The following is a 16,154-nucleotide window of genomic DNA, read 5'->3' as shown; positions in this document are numbered from 1 at the left end:
GGGCGAAGCCCCCGCGCCCAACACACCGCTTAGAACTTGAAGACGTACGAAGCGCCGTAGACCAGCGGATCGATGTTGACCGTGCCGATCTTCTCGCCGTTCAACTTCACCTTGCTGTCGATGTCGATCCAGCGCATGTCAACGCGCAGCGCGCCCTTCTCGCCGATCGCGAAGTCCACGCCCGCATGCGCGGCCAGGCCCCACGAATCCTGCAGCTTCAGGCGGCTGTCCTTCAGCGCACCGGTGGTGTCTTCGCTGAAGAAGGTGGTGTAGTTCACGCCCGCACCAATGAACGGCGACACCTTGCCCTTGCTGTTGAAATGGTACTGCAGGGTGACCACCGGCGGCAGCTGCTTGGTGCTGCCGACGCGGCCGAGGCCGTTGATGTTGATGTCGTGCTTGAACGGCAGCGCCGCCAGCACTTCGATGCCCAGATTGTCGGCGATGAAGTATTCACCGGTGATGGTCGGCTTCACGTCGTTGTCGACGTCGACCTTCAGGGTGCCGCCGGCCAGCCAGCCGTTGTTCGACTTCGGCGCCACCTGGTGCACGCCGGCCGAGATCGTCCAGTCGCCCTTGGACTGGGCCATGGCCGGAGCGGCGGCGAGGGACAAGGCTGCGGCCAGGCCGGCCAGGATCAGGGGGGAGGTCTTGCGCATGGGGGTGATCTCGTTGCTGGGTGGATGGCGACAGTCTCGGCCTCACGCCGTGCTAACGCTTTGATCCGGATCAAATCCTGTCCGTGGGCCCGCCGGCGGCCCCCGACTGGCCCACGGTGGCCAGCGGCGGTTTGCTAGACTTGTGGGCCCTATCCATCCCGCCGCACCTGTCGCGGCCGCAGGAGCTTGAGAAATGGCAATCAAGGTTGGTATCAACGGTTTCGGTCGCATCGGGCGTAACGTCCTGCGCTCGGCGGTGCTGAACTTCGGCGACGACATCGAAATCGTGGCCATCAACGATCTGCTGGAGCCGGACTACCTGGCGTACATGCTCAAGTACGACTCCGTGCACGGCCGCTTCCAGGCCGACGTGGCGGTGCAGGGCAACGACCTGCTGGTCAACGGCAAGAAGATCCGCCTGACCCAGGAACGCGACCCGGCCAACCTGAAGTGGAACGAGGTGGACGTGGACGTGGTGATCGAGTCCACCGGCCTGTTCCTGACCAAGGAAACCGCGCAGAAGCACATCGATGCCGGCGCGAAGAAGGTCATCATGTCGGCACCGTCGAAGGACGACACCCCGATGTTCGTCTACGGCGTGAACGACAAGACCTACGCCGGCCAGGCGATCATCTCCAACGCGTCGTGCACCACCAACTGCCTGGCCCCGCTGGCCAAGGTCATCAACGACAAGTGGGGCATCAAGCGTGGCCTGATGACCACGGTGCATGCGGCCACCGCCACCCAGAAGACCGTCGATGGCCCGTCCAACAAGGACTGGCGCGGCGGCCGTGGCATCCTGGAAAACATCATTCCGTCGTCCACCGGTGCGGCAAAGGCCGTCGGCGTGGTCATTCCGGAACTGAACAAGAAGCTGACCGGCATGAGCTTCCGCGTCCCGACCTCCGACGTGTCGGTGGTCGACCTGACCGTCGAGCTGGAAAAGGAAGCCACCTACGCCGAGATCTGCGCCGAAGTGAAGGCACAGAGCGAAGGCGCGCTGAAGGGCATCCTGGGCTACACCGAAGACAAGGTGGTGGCCACCGATTTCGTCGGTGAAACCCACACCTCGGTGTTCGACGCAGACGCCGGCATCGCCCTGGACGGCACCTTCGTCAAGCTCGTGTCGTGGTACGACAACGAGTGGGGCTATTCCAACAAGTGCCTGGAAATGGCCAAGGTTGTCGCCGCCAAGTAAGGCCGGCGAAGATCGCACGCGGACCCCGGCCTGGCCGGGGTTCGTCGTTTATGGGGCCGGCCCTGTCGTAGCATGGCCCGGTCGACCGCTGCCGCTGGGGCGCGGGATTGCAATGGAAGCATGCAATGGAAGCATTGATAGCCCTGGTGGTACTGGTTCTGCTGGCCATCCCGCTGCTGCTGGTGGTGGCGCTGGTGATGATCGCTGGCCTGCGCCGCCGTGTGGCCGCGCTGGAAGCCGCCATGGCTGCCGCGCCGGCCGCCCGGCCGGTTGCAGCCGAGCCTGCGCCGGAACGGTCTGCGCCCCTGCCTGTGGCCGGCGCCGATCCGCCGTTCCTGCGGCCGGGGGCGGCTGCCGCACCGCCTCCGCCCCAGCCAACGCCACCGCCGGTGCGCGAAGCGGTGTCTGCGGCAGTGGAGGCGCCGCGCCCGGTCGCACCACCGCCGGTGCCACCCGCGCCGGTGCAGCCGCCGTTGCCCCCCGAACCGGCACTGCCCAACTTCATCGAGCGCGGCATCGGCGCGGTCAAGCGCTGGTTCACCGAGGGCAACGTGCCGGTCAAGATCGGCATGCTGGTGCTGCTGGCCGGTGTTGCCGCGCTGTTGAAGTACGTCAGCGACCAGGGCTGGCTGGTGCTGCCGATCGAGCTGCGCCTGGCCGGTGTCACCGTGGGTGCGCTGGGCCTGTTGGCGTTCGGCTGGCACCAGCGCGAGCGCCGGCGCCTGTTCGCACTGGCACTGCAGGGCGGTGCCATCGGCGTGTTGCTGCTGACCATCTTCGCCGCCTTCAAACGGTTCGAGCTGCTCAACCCCGGGTTTGCCTTCGCCAGTTCGATCGCGCTGGTGGCCGGCCTGTGCGTGCTGGCGGTGGTGCAGAACTCGCGCACGTTGGCGGTGCTGGGCATCCTCGCCGGCTTCATGGCGCCGCTGTGGCTGTCCACCGGCAGTGGCAACCACGTGGGGCTGTTCAGCTACTACGCGGTGCTCAACGCTGGCATCTTCGCCATCGCCTGGTTCCGTCCGTGGCGTGCGCTGAACCTGCTTGGCTTCGCTTTTACCTTCGGCATCGGTACGTTCTGGGGCGTGTTGCAGTACGCGCCGGACAAGTTCAGCAGCACCGAGCCGTTCCTGCTGCTGTTCTTCGCCTTCTACCTGTTGATCCCGCTGCTGTACGCGCGCCGGCAGCCCGCCGGGCGACGTGACCTGGTCGACGGCAGCCTGGTGTTCGGCACGCCCCTGGTTGCCTTCTCGATGCAGGCGGGCATGCTGCACGAGCAGCCGATGACGCTGGCGCTGTGCGCGCTGGGCCTGGCGGCGATCTACGCCGTACTGGCGCGGGCACTGATCGCGCGCGCGTCTTACACCGTGCTGGCGCAGTCGCATGCGGTGCTGGCGGTGGGCTTCGCCACGCTGGCGGTGCCGCTGGCATTATCTGCGCGTGCCACCGGCGCGGTGTTCGCACTGGAAGGTGCGGGCCTGGCCTGGCTGGGCCTGCGCCAGAAGCGCTGGCTGCCGCAGGTGTCCGGCGCGTTGCTGCAGATCGGTGCTGCGTTCGCCTTTGTGGCCGGCGCCGACCACTGGCTCGACGACGCACGCTTCCTGCTCAACCCGACCGCCATCGGCGCGTTGCTGCTGGCCATTGCCGGCTTCGCGTCGGCGTGGAGCTACCAGCGCAGGGTGCGCCACGAGATCGCACTGGTTTACTACCTGTGGGGCCTGCTGTGGTGGCTGGGAGGGCTGGTGCACGAGATCTTCCGCTTCTTCCCGCACCGCACCCAGGCCGACGCGCTGCTTGTGCTGGTCGCAGCCACGGCCTGGCTGGCGGCTGAAATGCAGCGCCGCCAGCCGGCACGCGCGCTGGGCGTCTCCGCGCTGGCGATGCTGGCCCTGGGCTTCCCGCTGGCGCTGATGCAGAGCGATGCGCACCAGCAGCCGTTCGCCGGCTATGGCGCGCTGGCCTGGGCGGTGTTCGCGGCGCTGGGCGTCCGTACGTTGCTGTGCCTGCGCCAGGGCGGCAACACCGTGGCACGTATCGCGCAGTTCCTGTGGTGGCTGCTGTGGCCGTCGCTGCTTTCGCTGCTGGCCCTGTGGGGCGGTGGCGAGGCCGGGCTGGCGCAGGGCTGGACGCTGCTGCTGTTCACGCTGCCATGGCTGCTGATGGCGGCGCTGTCGTTGTGGCGCTGGGACGCACTACGGTGGCCCCTGGGAGCTGCCTTCGACAGCGTGCGCCTGCCGTTGCAGTGCGTGCTGTTCGGCCTGCTGTCCGCAGGCTGGCTGTTCGGCCAGTTGCTGCCGGGTGACGCAGCGCCGCTGCCGTGGCTGCCGGTGTTGAACCCGGCCGAGCTGGGGCAGTGGTTGAGCCTGGCGCTGCTGGCGCGCTGGCTGTACAGCGGGCGGGCACCGCGGGCGCTGGTGGCGATCCGGCTGCCGCTGTTGGCATTGGCCATCTTCGTCGCGCTGACCAGCCTGGTGCTGCATGGCGTGCATCAGTGGGGCGGCCTGTCGTGGAGTTCGTCGATGATGCGTTCCAGCCTGGCGCAGACCAGCCTGACCGTGCTGTGGAGCGTGCTCGGCGTGATCGCCTGGGTCTGGGGTTCGCGCCGTGGCCAGCGCGTGTTGTGGATGGTGGGAGCGGTGCTGATGGGCGTGGTGTTGGCCAAGCTGGTGCTTGTCGATCGCCAGCACCTGGGCAACCTGCTGGGCATCGCATCGTTCATCGCCTACGGCCTGCTGTGCACGGTCGTGGGTTATCTGGCACCGGCGCCGCCCAGCGCGGCGCCGACCGTGGAGGAAAAACAATGAAGACGTGGAGCAGGGCGCTGCTGCCGGCGATGTTCGGCATGCTGGCCGCCATCACCGCACAGGCTGCCGATTACCGTACCCAGTACGCCGAACAGTGGCCGCTGACGTTGTCCAGCGCACAATCGGGTGCCTACCGTGTCGTGCTGGAACCGGCGATCTACCGTCGCTCCGGTAGCGCAGACCTGGGTGACGTGCAGGTGTTCAATGCCGCCGGCCAATCGTTGCCGTCGGCATTGCTCGCGCCGGACCAGCCGCTGGCACAACCGCCGGTGCAGCGGGAACTGCCGTGGTTCGCGTTGCCGCCGCTGGCCGAAGCACAGCGTAACGACCTGCAGTTGCTGACCGAGCGCGATACCGATGGCCGTGTCCGTCGCGTGGAAGCACGCGTGACTGGCGGTGCAAGGGCCAACGGGCAGGGCGGCTGGCTGATCGACGCCAGTGTGCTGGGCCAGCAACCGCTGGCGGCGCTGGTACTGGATTGGGCCGACAGTGGCCAGCCGTTGCAGGCTCAGGTGCAGCTGGACGTCAGCGACGACCTGCAGCATTGGCGCGCACTTGGCCGCGACATCCCGCTGGTGGATCTGCAGCGTGCCGGCAAGCGCCTGCTGCAGCGCCGCCTGCAGGTGGATGGGGAAGCGCGCTATCTGCGCGTGCTGGCGCAGGGCGATGCCCGTCTGCCAACGTTGCGCAGCGTACTGGCCGAGCTGCCGCCGGCGCCGGCAACGCTGCCGTGGGAGTGGTTGTCGCTGGCACCGACCTCGAAGGGCAAGGGCGAATACACCTTCGAGATGGATGGCCGCTTCCCGGCGGCGCGTGCCGACGTGGCCAGCACTGACAACAGCCTGGTGCAGTGGACTTTGTTCAGCCGCGATGACGAGAGCGCGGAGTGGCAGCGCCGCAGCGCACCGTGGATTGCCTATCAGCTGCAGCAGGGCGCGCAGGGCCAACGGCAGCAATCGGCCGCGCAACCGCTGGGCGGCGTGCACCGCGATCGTTACTGGAAGCTGGTGGCGAACCCCGCCGAAACGGCAACCGCACCCACCCTGCGACTGGGTTATCAACCCGAAGTGCTGGTGTTCCTGAGCCAGGGTGCAGCGCCATACGCACTGGCAGTGGGCAGCGCGACCGCGCGCCGCATGGAAGCGCCGATCGGCGTGCTGATTGAAGAGCTGCGCCAGCGTAATGATCCGTCGTGGCAGCCGACGCTGGCGCGCCTGGAAGGCAGTCCGGAACCGCTGGCCGGCGATGCGGCGCTGAAGCCGCAGCACGATTGGAAGGCGTGGTTGCTGTGGGCGCTGCTGGGGCTGGGTGTGTTGGTTGTTGGCGGCCTGGCGGTCAGCCTGCTTCGGCAGAAGCCGGCGCCTTCGGCGTAGGTTCCGGCGAACGGCGCAGCCCCTCGTGGGTGGGGTTGGTCGTGCAAAGCAAAAGCAAAAGCCGCGCTTGACCGGGCGGGGTGGGTTCGTGGGGGACACCGCAAGTACGTCCTTGTAGGCTTGGCAGCCGCATCCATGCGGCTGACACCCCCGCGAACCCACCCCGCCCGGCCTCTGACAGTTTCCGGTTGCGTCCACCCACGGAAGAGAAAAAAGAAGAGCAAAAGCAATGCAGCTTCGCTGGGCGCTTCTTGTAGAGCCGAGCCCACGCTCGGCTGCTCTCCGCGAAATCTCCAGCCGAGCATGGGCTCGGCTCTACAGAACAGCGGGGCCCTCGGGGTCAGATCCGTTTTCCGCAGGAAAACGGATCTGACCCCTTCTTTCTCCATCCGACATCAGAAACCGCTCTTGCCTTTGCCATCCGCTCCGTCACATGAACCTGTCGAGGCCGGGGCGGTGTGGGTTGGCAGGGGTGTCAGCCGCATGGATGCGGCTGCCAAGCCTCCATGGACGGATTCACGGCGCCCCCTGCCAGCCCACACCGCCCCGGCCCACCCCCAGCATCATGAAGCGTCAGCGCTTTGGCAGTTGCTGTTGCTGTTGCCGTTGCCGTTGCCGTTGCCGTGCGCCTCTGCCTGCCGCAGGCATCGACCCTCCCACCACCCGCACCCGATACAATGGCCGTCTGCCGTACCCCGGCATCCCGTCCCTGAGCCAAAGAGTTGCCCATGTCCATCGTCCGCATGACCGACCTCGACCTCTCCGGCAAGCGCGTGCTGATCCGCCAGGATCTGAACGTGCCGATCGAGAATGGCCGCATCACTTCCGAACAGCGCATCACCGCTTCGCTGCCGACGCTCAAGCGTGCGCTGGAGCAGGGCGCGGCGGTGATGGTCACCTCGCATCTGGGGCGCCCGAAGGAAGGCGTGTGGAGCGAAGCCGATTCGCTGGCGCCGGTGGCCCAGCGCCTGTCCGAACTGCTCGGCCGCGAGGTTCCGCTGGTGCGTGACTGGGTCGACGGCGTCGAGGTGCAGCCGGGCCAGCTGGTGCTGCTGGAAAATTGCCGCATGAACGTCGGCGAGGGCAAGGACGATGAAGCCCTGTCGAAGAAGTACGCGGCGCTATGCGATGTGTTCGTGATGGATGCCTTCGGCACCGCGCACCGTGCGCAGGCCTCCACCCATGGTGTCATCCGCTTCGCACCGGTCGCGGCCGGTGGCCCGCTGCTGATGGCCGAGCTGGACGCGCTGGCGCAGGCGCTGGATGCACCGGCCAAGCCGTTGCTTGCCATCGTCGCCGGCAGCAAGGTCAGCACCAAGCTGGAACTGCTGGCCAACCTGGTCGGCAAGGTCGATCAGCTGATCGTGGGTGGCGGCATCGCCAATACTTTCATTGCTGCCGCTGGCCATAACGTCGGCAAGTCGCTGTATGAACCGGACCTGCTGGACACGGCGAAGAAGATCGTGGCCGATGCGAAGGCGCGTGGCGCCGACATTCCGCTGCCGGTGGACGTGGTCACCGCCAAGCAGTTCCTGCCCGACGCTGCCGCGGAAGTGAAGGCGGTCGATGCCGTTGCCGAAGACGACCTGATCCTGGACATCGGCCCGCAGACCGCCGCGCAGTACGCGCAGCTGATCGAGAAGGCCGGCACCGTGGTCTGGAACGGCCCGGTCGGCGTGTTCGAGTTCGAGGCCTTCAGCAAGGGCACCGAAGCGCTGGCCCGCGCGATCGCCAGCTCGAAGGCGTTCTCCATCGCCGGCGGTGGGGACACCCTGGCCGCGGTCGACAAGTTCGATATCGCCGGCGACGTCAGCTACATCTCAACTGGTGGTGGTGCGTTCCTGGAGTTCCTGGAAGGCAAGACTCTGCCTGCAGTGGCCGCACTCGACGCGCGCGGCGCATGAGTGGCGAGCGCGGCAAGGATGTGCTGTTCTTCGACCTGGACGGCACGCTGATCGATTCGCAGGTGGGCATCACCGCCTGCATCGCCTATGCGCTGCAGAAGATGGAGTACCCGGTGCCGCCGCAGGACACCCTGCGGGGCTGGATCGGTCCGTCGCTGCGTACCACCTTCATGCCGCTGTTCGGTGAACCGGCGCGGGTGGAACAGGCAGTGGGCTACTACCGGGAGCGCTTCGATGTCGAAGGCTGGCGCGAGCACACGGTGTACCCGCAGGTGGAGGACACCCTGCGCACGTTGCATGGTCGTGGTCACCGCCTAGCGGTGGTCACGGCCAAGAACGAGCCGCATGCGCGCCGCATCCTTGCCCACCTGCCGTTCGGCGGGCTGTTCGAGGAAATCGTCGGTTCGACCCTGGACGGCTCGCGCAGCCACAAGCCGGAACTGGTCGGCGAGGCGTTGCGTCGGCTGCAGGTGCAGCCTGCGCAGTGCTGGATGATCGGCGACCGCCGCATGGACATCGAAGGCGCGCGCCACCACGGCCTGCGCAGTGTGGGCGTGCTGTGGGGCTTTGGCGGTGAGGCCGAACTGACCGAAGCCGGCGCCGGCCAGCTGGCCCGTGAGCCGGCGCAGCTGACGACGCTGTTGGCCTAGGCTCCTGTAGAGCCGAGCCCATGCTCGGCTGCTTCGGCCTATGCCCAGCCGAGCATGGGCTCGGCTCTACAGAACTGCCTGCGCCGGCGTATGTCCGGGTGATGTCCGTTCCATGACCCGCGAAGACAAGCGGCACAAGGCTGTAACCGTATACATGCGACGTGAAGGATGTGCTAATTTCCGTCCTTTACCGGGAGAGGCCCATTCACCATGTTCGAGCGTCAGCGTCGCACCAAGATCCTTGCCACCCTCGGTCCGGCCACTGATCCGCCGGGCGTGCTGGAGGATCTGTTCCGCGCCGGCGTCAACGTGGTACGCCTGAACTTCAGCCATGGCGACCCCTCCGGCCAGGCCAAGCGTGCCGCCGAAGTGCGTGCCGCCGCTGCCCGCGTGGGCGTGGAAGTGGGCATCCTGGCCGACCTGCCGGGCCCGAAGATCCGCATCGAGCGCTTTGCCGAAGGCAAGGTGCAGCTCAAGGCGGGTGACCGCTTCGACCTGATCGCCAGCACCAACGCCGGCCCCGGCGATGCGACCCAGGTAGGCGTCAGCTACCTCGGCCTGCCGCAGGACGTCGGCCCGGGCGATGTCCTGCTGCTCGATGATGGCCTGATGCAGCTGCAGGTGGTGGAGGTGCAGGGCGAGCGCATCATCAGCACCGTGCTCAACGACGGCGCGCTGTCTGATCGCAAGGGACTGAACAAGCAGGGCGGTGGCCTCTCGCTGGGCGCACTGACCGAGCGCGACAAGGAACTGATCGGCATCGTCGCCAAGATCGGTGTCGACTTCATCGCCGTGTCGTTCTGCCGCAACGCGCAGGACATGAACGACGCGCGCGAGATCGCCCGCTCGCACGGCTGCGATGCCGCGCTGGTGTCGAAGATCGAGCGCACCGAGGCGATCGAGAACCTGGAAGAGATCGTCGAGGCCAGTGACGTTGTGATGGTCGCCCGTGGCGACCTCGGCGTGGAAATCGGCGATGCCGAGCTGCCCGGCCTGCAGAAGAAGATCATCAAGGCCTCGCTTGCGCAGAACAAGGTGGTGATCACCGCCACGCAGATGCTGCAGTCGATGGTTGAAAGCCCGATCCCGACCCGCGCCGAAGTGCTGGACGTGGCCAACTCGGTCATCGATGGCACCGACGCGGTGATGCTGTCGGCCGAGACCGCTGCCGGTGCCTGGCCGGTCAAGGCGGTGGAAGCGATGGCGCGTATCTGCCTGGGTGCCGAGCGCCAGTTCCAGACCGAGACCGACTTCAACGCCTCGCCGCGTAATCTGGAACGTGCCGACCAGGCGATTGCCATGGCCACCATGTTCCTGTCGCAGCACGTGGGCGTGCGTGCGATCGTGGCGATGACCGAATCCGGTGGCACCGCCCGCTACCTGTCGCGGTTCCGCGCCAAGGCGCCGGTGTTCGCAGTCACCCGCCACGACGGCGCGCGCCGCCAGATGGCCCTGATGCGCGATGTGTTCCCGATCAACTTCGACAGCCGGGGCCTGACCCCGCGCGAAGCCGCGCGCGGCAGCATCCGCCTGCTGGTGGAAGCCGAACTGCTGCAGGCCGGTGACCGCGTCGTGTTCACCAGTGGCGAGCACATGGAAACCCACGGTGCCACCAATACCCTGCGCCTGCTGGAAGTGGGAGAGGACGGCCGCGCCATCGGCCTGGGCGACCTCTGAGGCCCGCCGGGGTCGGATCCCCGCAAGGGCTCTGACCCCGTGCCGCAGGACATCGCTTGTCCTGCGCCGACATTGGAATCGTTTCCATTCTGGCCTGCACGCCGGCGCAACGGGCGGCGGGGCTATACTTGTGTTTTTCCCGCACCCGCCACAGGAAGTACATGAGCATCGAACAGCTGGCTGAAACCGCCCAGGCCATGGTTGCCCCGGGCAAGGGCATCATCGCGATCGACGAATCCACCGCTACCATCGCCAAGCGTTTCGCTGGCGTCGGTATCGAGAACACCGAGGAGAACCGTCGTGCCTACCGCGAACTGCTGCTGACCACGCCGAAGCTCAACGAGCACATCTCCGGCGCCATCCTGTTTGACGAAACCATCCGCCAGTCGACCAAGGACGGCGTGCCGTTCGCCAAGTACATGGCCGACCACGGCATGATTCCGGGCATCAAGGTGGACAAGGGCGCGCACCCGCTGGCCGGCTGCCCGGGCGAGCTGGTGACCGAAGGCCTGGATGGCCTGCGCGAGCGCCTGCAGGAGTACTACAAGCTGGGCGCGCGGTTTGCCAAGTGGCGTGCTGTGATCAACATCGGCGAGAGCATCCCGTCGGGCACCTGCATCGAGTCCAACGCCCATGCGCTGGCCCGCTACGCAGCGCTGTGCCAGGAATGCGGCCTGGTGCCGATGGTCGAGCCGGAAGTGATCATGGACGGCGACCACGACATCGAGACCTGCTACGAAGTCACCGAAGCGACCCTGCGTTCGCTGTTCGACGCCCTGTACCAGCAGAACGTGCTGCTGGAAGGCACCATCCTGAAGGCTTCGATGGTCATCTCGGGCAAGGACTGTGAAGAGCAGGCCGATGTCGAGGAAGTGGCCGAGTCGACCGTGATGTGCCTGAAGAGCACCGTGCCGGCCATCCTGCCGGGCGTGGTGTTCCTGTCCGGTGGCCAGAGCGACGAGCAGTCCACCGAGCACCTGAACGCGATGAACCAGCTGGGCAACCTGCCGTGGCCGCTGAGCTTCTCCTACGGCCGTGCCATGCAGCAGGCCGCGCTGAAGCTGTGGGCCAAGGACATGAAGGGCAACTACGCTGCTGCCCAGAAGACCGTGTACGAGCGCGCCAGGGACAATGGCCTGGCCGCGCTGGGCAAGTGGAACGGTTGATCCGTCCCATCGCTGGATGAACAAGGCAGCGCCGGCATCACGCCGGCGTTTGCTTTTGCGGGTATCTTTTCCGCCCCCATGCGCCCGGCCGGTGCGTGGGAACCACATGGAAGGCCAAGGAGAAACAACATGCGTTTGGCAGCAATCACACTGGCCGTAGCCACGGTCCTGGTCGCCGGCGGGGGCAACCGCATCGGTGGCGGCGGTGCCGAGGCAGGCAAGGCCGCGTCGCTCGATTTCGACAAGCCGGTCTCCGGCGAGATCACCTCGCGCAGCGGCATCAACTTCAATGACGGCAGCCATCACCAGCTCTACCAGATCAAGCTGGAAGACAGGGATCTGGTCGGCCTGAAGCTCACTGGTGCCCTCAGCGGCTCGATTGCGGTGTTCAACAACGGCAGCCTGGTATCCACCAGCAACACAGGCTATGAGCGCGAGGGGGACGTCTCGCTGGCTTTCCGTGCCAACGGCAGTGGTACCTACCAGGTGGCAGTCAACGCCGATGGCCCGACCGCGTTCGGCCCTTATCGCCTTCGCGCCGAGAAGCTGAAGCCGTACGACGGCAAGCCGCTGGCGGGCAGTGGCGAGATCGTCGATATGCTGGCCAGCAACTCGCAGGACTACACGTTGCAGGTGGACAAGGCGGGCCTGTACGAGATCCGGCTGGTCTCGGACGCCTTCGACCCGGTGCTGAAGCTGTCCGGGCAGGGCGTGGATGCCGAGAATGACGACGGCGGGGACAGCACCAACTCGCGCCTGACCCTGTCGCTGAAGCCGGGCAAGTACACGCTGACCGCGCGTGGCCTCGGCGACGGCGTCAGTGGCATGTTCACCTTGTCGGCCAATCGGATCGAGCTGCCGGGCAACCTGGTCGATCGCGATGGCACCGCACTGCCGAAGTCCGGCAGCGTGTACACGATGCTCGATAACGATGGCGTCCGCCGCTTCCTGCTGACGCTGGACCGTCCGACCAATGTGCGGCTGGATGCAATCTCCGGCCAGGTCGATACCGTGCTGCGCGTAGTTGGCGGCGATGTCGAACTGACCGACGATGACGGTGGCAACGATACCAACGCACGCCTGGAAGAAGCGTTGCCTGCCGGTCATTACACCGTCGAGGTGTCCAGCCTCAGCAACGGCGCGGGCATGGTGGAAGTGCGTGTGCAGGTGGACGGCGCCAGCGCCGATGGGGCTGCTGCTTCGGCGGCAAGTGCCGCTGCCGACGCGGCCGCTGCTGCGGCCGATGATGCCGCCGCGGTGGAAGCCGCCAGCCGTTGAGCGCGTTCCACACTCCGTGGGAGTGTGGACAACGGCGCAACAGGAAAGGCCGGGCAATGCCCGGCCTTTTCCTTGACGCTGACCGCCGGATTCAGTGCGCGGCGGCGAAGCCCGCATCACCCAGCGGCGACAGCATCGAGCCGCGCGGTTCGCCGTCTGCGCCTTGCCCGGCGGCGCTCAACGCTTGCTGGTACGCCTTGGCCGTCGCGGTATTGAACGCCACCAGCACGATGCGCATCGGCTGCGCATGGCTGCGCTGCCAGGCCAGTGTCTCGGTCACGGCGATCTGCGCCGCCTGGTACAGCGGATAGCCATACACACCGCAGCTGATCGCCGGGAAGGCGATCGACTGCACCCCCAGCGACTCGGCCAGCTGCAGTGATTTCCAGTAGCAGTTGGCGAGCAATGCCGGCTCGTCGCGCTGGCCGTCGTGCCAGACCGGGCCCACCGTGTGCAGTACATGCCGTGCCGGCAAGGCGTAAGCGCCGGTGGCACGCACTTCGCCGGTCGGGCAACGCACGCCGGGGCGCAGCTCGGGCAACCGCTCGCACTCGGCCCGCAATGCGGGGCCGGCCGCACGATGGATCGCGCCGTCCACACCACCCCCGCCGAGCAATGTTTCGTTGGCCGCGTTGACGATCGCATCCACCGCCAGGGTCGTGATGTCACCCTGCCAAACTTCGATCTTCATGCGTCCGTCTCCTGCCTGTGAGGTGTTCCGCGCAGCATCTGCGCCGGCTGTACCCCACGGTAGGGGACAGGGCATCGATACTGCGTCATGACCGTCTCACGCGCTGCGATCCGACGGCCTTCACGCACGATGGCGGTCGCTGCCTTCACGCAGGCTGAAGCGGTCACGGATCCGCAGCAGGCGGTGGCGCCAGGCAATGCCCGGCGGCCTGCGTCATGGCAGGCCAGCCAGCCAGTCGTCGTCGGAACCCTCGTTCACATCGGCGAACAGCGGCGTGGAGAAATAGCGTTCACCGGTGTCCGGCAGCATCGCCAGGATCACCGAGCCCGGCTCAGCGCGGGCTGCCACGTCCAGCGCGCTGGCCACGGTGGCGCCGGCGGAGATGCCGACGAAGATCCCTTCCTCCGCCGCCAGTCGGCGCGCGGTGGCGATGGCGCGGTCATCCTCCACCGACACCAGTTCATCCACCACATCGCGGTTGAGCACGTCCGGCACGAAATCCGGGGTCCAGCCCTGGATCTTGTGCGGTTTCCAATCATCGCCCTTGAGCAGGGCGGCGCCGGCGGGTTCGGTAGCAATGACGCGGGTCTGCGGGCGCGCGACCTTCAACATTTCGCCCACGCCGGTGAGCGTGCCGCCGGTGCCCCAGCCACTGACGAAGTAATCCAGCCGCTTGCCGGCGAAGTCGCGCAGGATCTCGGCGGCCGTGGTGTTGCGGTGATAAGCCGGATTGGCCGGGTTGGCGAACTGGCTGGCCAGGAACCAGCCATGCTGCTCGGCCAGTTCGCGCGCCTTGCGCACCATGCCGCTGCCACGCTCGGCGGCCGGGGTCAGGATTACCTTCGCGCCATAGGCGCGCATCAGCTTGCGACGCTCCACCGAGAAGGTCTCGACCATCGTGGCCACGAATTTGTAGCCGCGCGCGGCAGCGACCATCGCCAGCGCCACGCCGGTGTTGCCCGAGGTGGCCTCCACGATCGTGTCGCCTGGCTTGAGCAGGCCACGCGCTTCGGCGTCGAGGATGATTGCCAGCGCCAGGCGGTCCTTGACCGAGCCGCCCGGATTGAATGACTCGACCTTGGCGTAGACGCTGACCTGCGGCGGTGCCAGGCGCTGCAGCTTGACGATGGGGGTGTTGCCGACGGTATCGAGGATGGACTCGTACAGGGCCATGGAAGCGCTCCGGAAACGGGGCCGCGCCGGGCTTCGGCGGGCAAAGGGGAGGGCTGGCTGTTCAGGCCAGCGGCTGCCGGCTGACCGTAGCGCCGGCATATGACGCCCGGAAATGACCAGATACCTTTCTTAAACAACCTTTGGTTATAAGCTGGTGACGGCAATTGACCCTAGAGTGGACCTCCGCCCCACGCCGCCTGCCTCCCATGACGCTGACCCAGCTGCGCTACCTGGTTGCCATCGCCGATGCCGAGCTGAACATCACGCTCGCTGCCTCGCGCGTGCACGCCACCCAGCCCGGCCTGTCCAAGCAGCTCAAGCAGCTGGAAGACGAGCTCGGCTTTCTGTTGTTCGTGCGCAAGGGCCGCAGCCTGGAGTCGGTCACCCCGGCCGGCACCGAGGTCATCGCCCGCGCCCGCGCGGTGCTGGCTGAGGCCAACAACATCCGCACCTACGCGGCAAACCAGCGTCGCGAGAGCCAGGGTCAGCTGATCCTGACCACCACGCACACCCAGGCGCGCTTCGTGCTGCCGCCGGCGGTGGCGGCGATCAAGCAGGCCTACCCGCAGGTCAGCGTGCACCTGCAGCAGGCCGGTGAAGCAGACGCGCTGGACCGCTTGAACCAGGGTGATGCCGATATTGCGATCATCAGCACCGCAGGCGGTGAGCCCACCGATGGCATCGCAGTGCCGCTGTTCCGGTGGCGGCGCCTGGTGGTGGTACCCAAGGGGCACCCGCTGGACCGCGCCGGCCGCGCACCGGACCTGGCCGCGCTGGCCCGCCAGCCGTTGATCAGCTACGAATCCTCGACCCGACCGAACTCATCCCTGCAACGCGCCTTCGCCGCCAATGGGCTGGTGCCCGATCTGGCATTGACCGCGCTGGATGCGGACCTGATCAAGACCTACGTACGCACCGGGCTGGGCGTGGGCCTGCTGGCCGAGATGGCGGTCAGTTCCAACGATGAAGACCTGCGTTCGTGGCCGGCCCCGGACCCGATCGCCGAGTGCATCGCCTGGGCGGTGCTGCCGCGCGACCGCGTGCTGCGCGATTACGCGCTGGAGCTGGTGCACGTGCTGGCACCGCAAGTTGATCCGCGCGACCTGCGGCGGGTGCTGGATGGCAACCAGGCCGCAGCGTGGCCGGTGCCACCGACGTGGGAGTCACTGACCCAGACCATCACGGTGTGAGGGGTTGGTCGAGCAGGGCTTGCAGCCCTGCACCCGCCGAATCAATGGCAACAGCCGAAGCAACAGCAACAGCTGGCTTCCGTGGGGGGCGGGGCGGTGTGGGCAGGCAGGACACGCCGTAAACCCATCCATGGGGCTCGATGGCGCCATCCATGGCGCCAACGGTCCTGCCTGCCCACACCGCCCCACCCCTGACAGATTCCGGCGGCTGTTGGTAGGTGTCGACCTTGGTCGACACGGTAGATCCACGCCATGCGTGGATGCTTTTCGATTCCAGTTCGAAATATTCGATTCCGATGGAGATTCATCCACGCATGGCGTGGATCTCCTGCAGATCGCGGGAAGCTGTCGAAGGCGGGGTGGGTCCGGTTGCGGGAGTGTCCGCGGCATGGAT

At 66.9% G+C, this 16,154-nt stretch carries 12 protein-coding genes; 9 read left to right on the top strand and 3 right to left on the bottom strand.

Going from position 1 to position 16,154, the window contains the following annotated elements; all coding sequences use genetic code 11:
• Positions 1 to 29 precede the first annotated feature (29 nt).
• Positions 30 to 659: an OmpW/AlkL family protein gene (locus BN1263_RS15485; protein WP_058982363.1), complete on the bottom strand. Its 630-nt coding sequence runs from the start codon at positions 657 to 659 to the stop codon at positions 30 to 32.
• Positions 660 to 852: 193 nt separating this feature from the next.
• Here BN1263_RS15485 and gap point away from each other — a divergent pair, with 193 nt between their 5' ends.
• The 8 genes from gap (at position 853) to BN1263_RS15445 (ending at position 12,706) form a co-directional block, all read left to right on the top strand.
• A complete protein-coding gene (gene gap, locus BN1263_RS15480) occupies positions 853 to 1,857 on the top strand; it encodes a type I glyceraldehyde-3-phosphate dehydrogenase (protein ID WP_058982362.1) in 1,005 nt (334 codons plus the stop codon).
• Between the two features lie 125 nt (positions 1,858 to 1,982).
• Positions 1,983 to 4,658: a DUF2339 domain-containing protein gene (locus BN1263_RS15475; RefSeq protein ID WP_058982360.1), complete on the top strand. Its 2,676-nt coding sequence runs from the start codon at positions 1,983 to 1,985 to the stop codon at positions 4,656 to 4,658.
• Positions 4,655 to 6,031: a DUF3999 domain-containing protein gene (locus BN1263_RS15470; protein ID WP_058982358.1), complete on the top strand. Its 1,377-nt coding sequence runs from the start codon at positions 4,655 to 4,657 to the stop codon at positions 6,029 to 6,031. Before BN1263_RS15475 ends, BN1263_RS15470 begins: the two co-directional genes overlap by 4 nt.
• Positions 6,032 to 6,759: 728 nt before the next feature.
• Positions 6,760 to 7,935: a phosphoglycerate kinase gene (locus BN1263_RS15465; protein WP_058982357.1), complete on the top strand. Its 1,176-nt coding sequence runs from the start codon at positions 6,760 to 6,762 to the stop codon at positions 7,933 to 7,935.
• On the top strand, positions 7,932 to 8,585 hold the full coding sequence (locus tag BN1263_RS15460) for an HAD hydrolase-like protein (RefSeq protein ID WP_019660016.1): 654 nt from the start codon (positions 7,932 to 7,934) through the stop codon (positions 8,583 to 8,585). Before BN1263_RS15465 ends, BN1263_RS15460 begins: the two co-directional genes overlap by 4 nt.
• 210 nt (positions 8,586 to 8,795) lie before the next feature.
• Positions 8,796 to 10,262, top strand: a complete 1,467-nt coding sequence (gene pyk, locus BN1263_RS15455) for a pyruvate kinase (RefSeq protein ID WP_021203676.1) — start codon at positions 8,796 to 8,798, stop codon at positions 10,260 to 10,262.
• Positions 10,263 to 10,423: 161 nt separating this feature from the next.
• Positions 10,424 to 11,428, top strand: coding sequence for a class I fructose-bisphosphate aldolase (locus BN1263_RS15450; RefSeq protein ID WP_019660018.1), 1,005 nt, complete (start codon positions 10,424 to 10,426; stop codon positions 11,426 to 11,428).
• Positions 11,429 to 11,557: 129 nt separating this feature from the next.
• Entirely contained in the window at positions 11,558 to 12,706 is a 1,149-nt protein-coding gene (locus tag BN1263_RS15445; protein ID WP_058982354.1) for a hypothetical protein, read from the top strand.
• A 91-nt stretch (positions 12,707 to 12,797) separates the two neighbouring features.
• Here BN1263_RS15445 and BN1263_RS15440 read toward each other — a convergent pair whose 3' ends face one another.
• Together BN1263_RS15440 and cysK are read right to left on the bottom strand one after the other, a co-directional pair.
• Complete coding sequence (locus tag BN1263_RS15440) at positions 12,798 to 13,397, bottom strand: O-acetyl-ADP-ribose deacetylase (RefSeq protein ID WP_019660020.1); 600 nt, start codon at positions 13,395 to 13,397, stop codon at positions 12,798 to 12,800.
• 213 nt (positions 13,398 to 13,610) lie between these two features.
• Positions 13,611 to 14,570, bottom strand: coding sequence for a cysteine synthase A (gene cysK / locus BN1263_RS15435; protein ID WP_058982352.1), 960 nt, complete (start codon positions 14,568 to 14,570; stop codon positions 13,611 to 13,613).
• Between the two features lie 206 nt (positions 14,571 to 14,776).
• On the opposite strand from cysK, the gene BN1263_RS15430 reads away from it, so the two are divergent.
• Positions 14,777 to 15,760, top strand: a complete 984-nt coding sequence (locus tag BN1263_RS15430) for a LysR family transcriptional regulator (RefSeq protein WP_058982350.1) — start codon at positions 14,777 to 14,779, stop codon at positions 15,758 to 15,760.
• Positions 15,761 to 16,154 lie beyond the last annotated feature (394 nt).

The organism is Stenotrophomonas thermophila (genome assembly GCF_001499715.1).
In the GTDB taxonomy this organism is placed as follows: Bacteria; Pseudomonadota; Gammaproteobacteria; order Xanthomonadales; family Xanthomonadaceae; genus Stenotrophomonas; species Stenotrophomonas hibiscicola.
The sequence above is the reverse complement of the archived record's forward strand: the minus strand, read 5'-3'. Positions and strand labels throughout refer to the sequence as shown.

Bases quoted from the DNA above. Each gene is read 5' to 3' on its own strand.
- pyk (WP_021203676.1), top strand. From the start codon at position 8,796: ATGTTCGAGCGTCAGCGTCGCACCAAGATCCTTGCCACCCTCGGTCCG.
- BN1263_RS15430 (WP_058982350.1), top strand. From the start codon at position 14,777: ATGACGCTGACCCAGCTGCGCTACCTGGTTGCCATCGCCGATGCCGAG.
- BN1263_RS15470 (WP_058982358.1), top strand. From the start codon at position 4,655: ATGAAGACGTGGAGCAGGGCGCTGCTGCCGGCGATGTTCGGCATGCTG.
- cysK (WP_058982352.1), bottom strand. From the start codon at position 14,570: ATGGCCCTGTACGAGTCCATCCTCGATACCGTCGGCAACACCCCCATC.
- BN1263_RS15450 (WP_019660018.1), top strand. From the start codon at position 10,424: ATGAGCATCGAACAGCTGGCTGAAACCGCCCAGGCCATGGTTGCCCCG.
- BN1263_RS15445 (WP_058982354.1), top strand. From the start codon at position 11,558: ATGCGTTTGGCAGCAATCACACTGGCCGTAGCCACGGTCCTGGTCGCC.
- BN1263_RS15475 (WP_058982360.1), top strand. From the start codon at position 1,983: ATGGAAGCATTGATAGCCCTGGTGGTACTGGTTCTGCTGGCCATCCCG.
- BN1263_RS15440 (WP_019660020.1), bottom strand. From the start codon at position 13,397: ATGAAGATCGAAGTTTGGCAGGGTGACATCACGACCCTGGCGGTGGAT.
- BN1263_RS15460 (WP_019660016.1), top strand. From the start codon at position 7,932: ATGAGTGGCGAGCGCGGCAAGGATGTGCTGTTCTTCGACCTGGACGGC.
- BN1263_RS15485 (WP_058982363.1), bottom strand. From the start codon at position 659: ATGCGCAAGACCTCCCCCCTGATCCTGGCCGGCCTGGCCGCAGCCTTG.
- BN1263_RS15465 (WP_058982357.1), top strand. From the start codon at position 6,760: ATGTCCATCGTCCGCATGACCGACCTCGACCTCTCCGGCAAGCGCGTG.
- gap (WP_058982362.1), top strand. From the start codon at position 853: ATGGCAATCAAGGTTGGTATCAACGGTTTCGGTCGCATCGGGCGTAAC.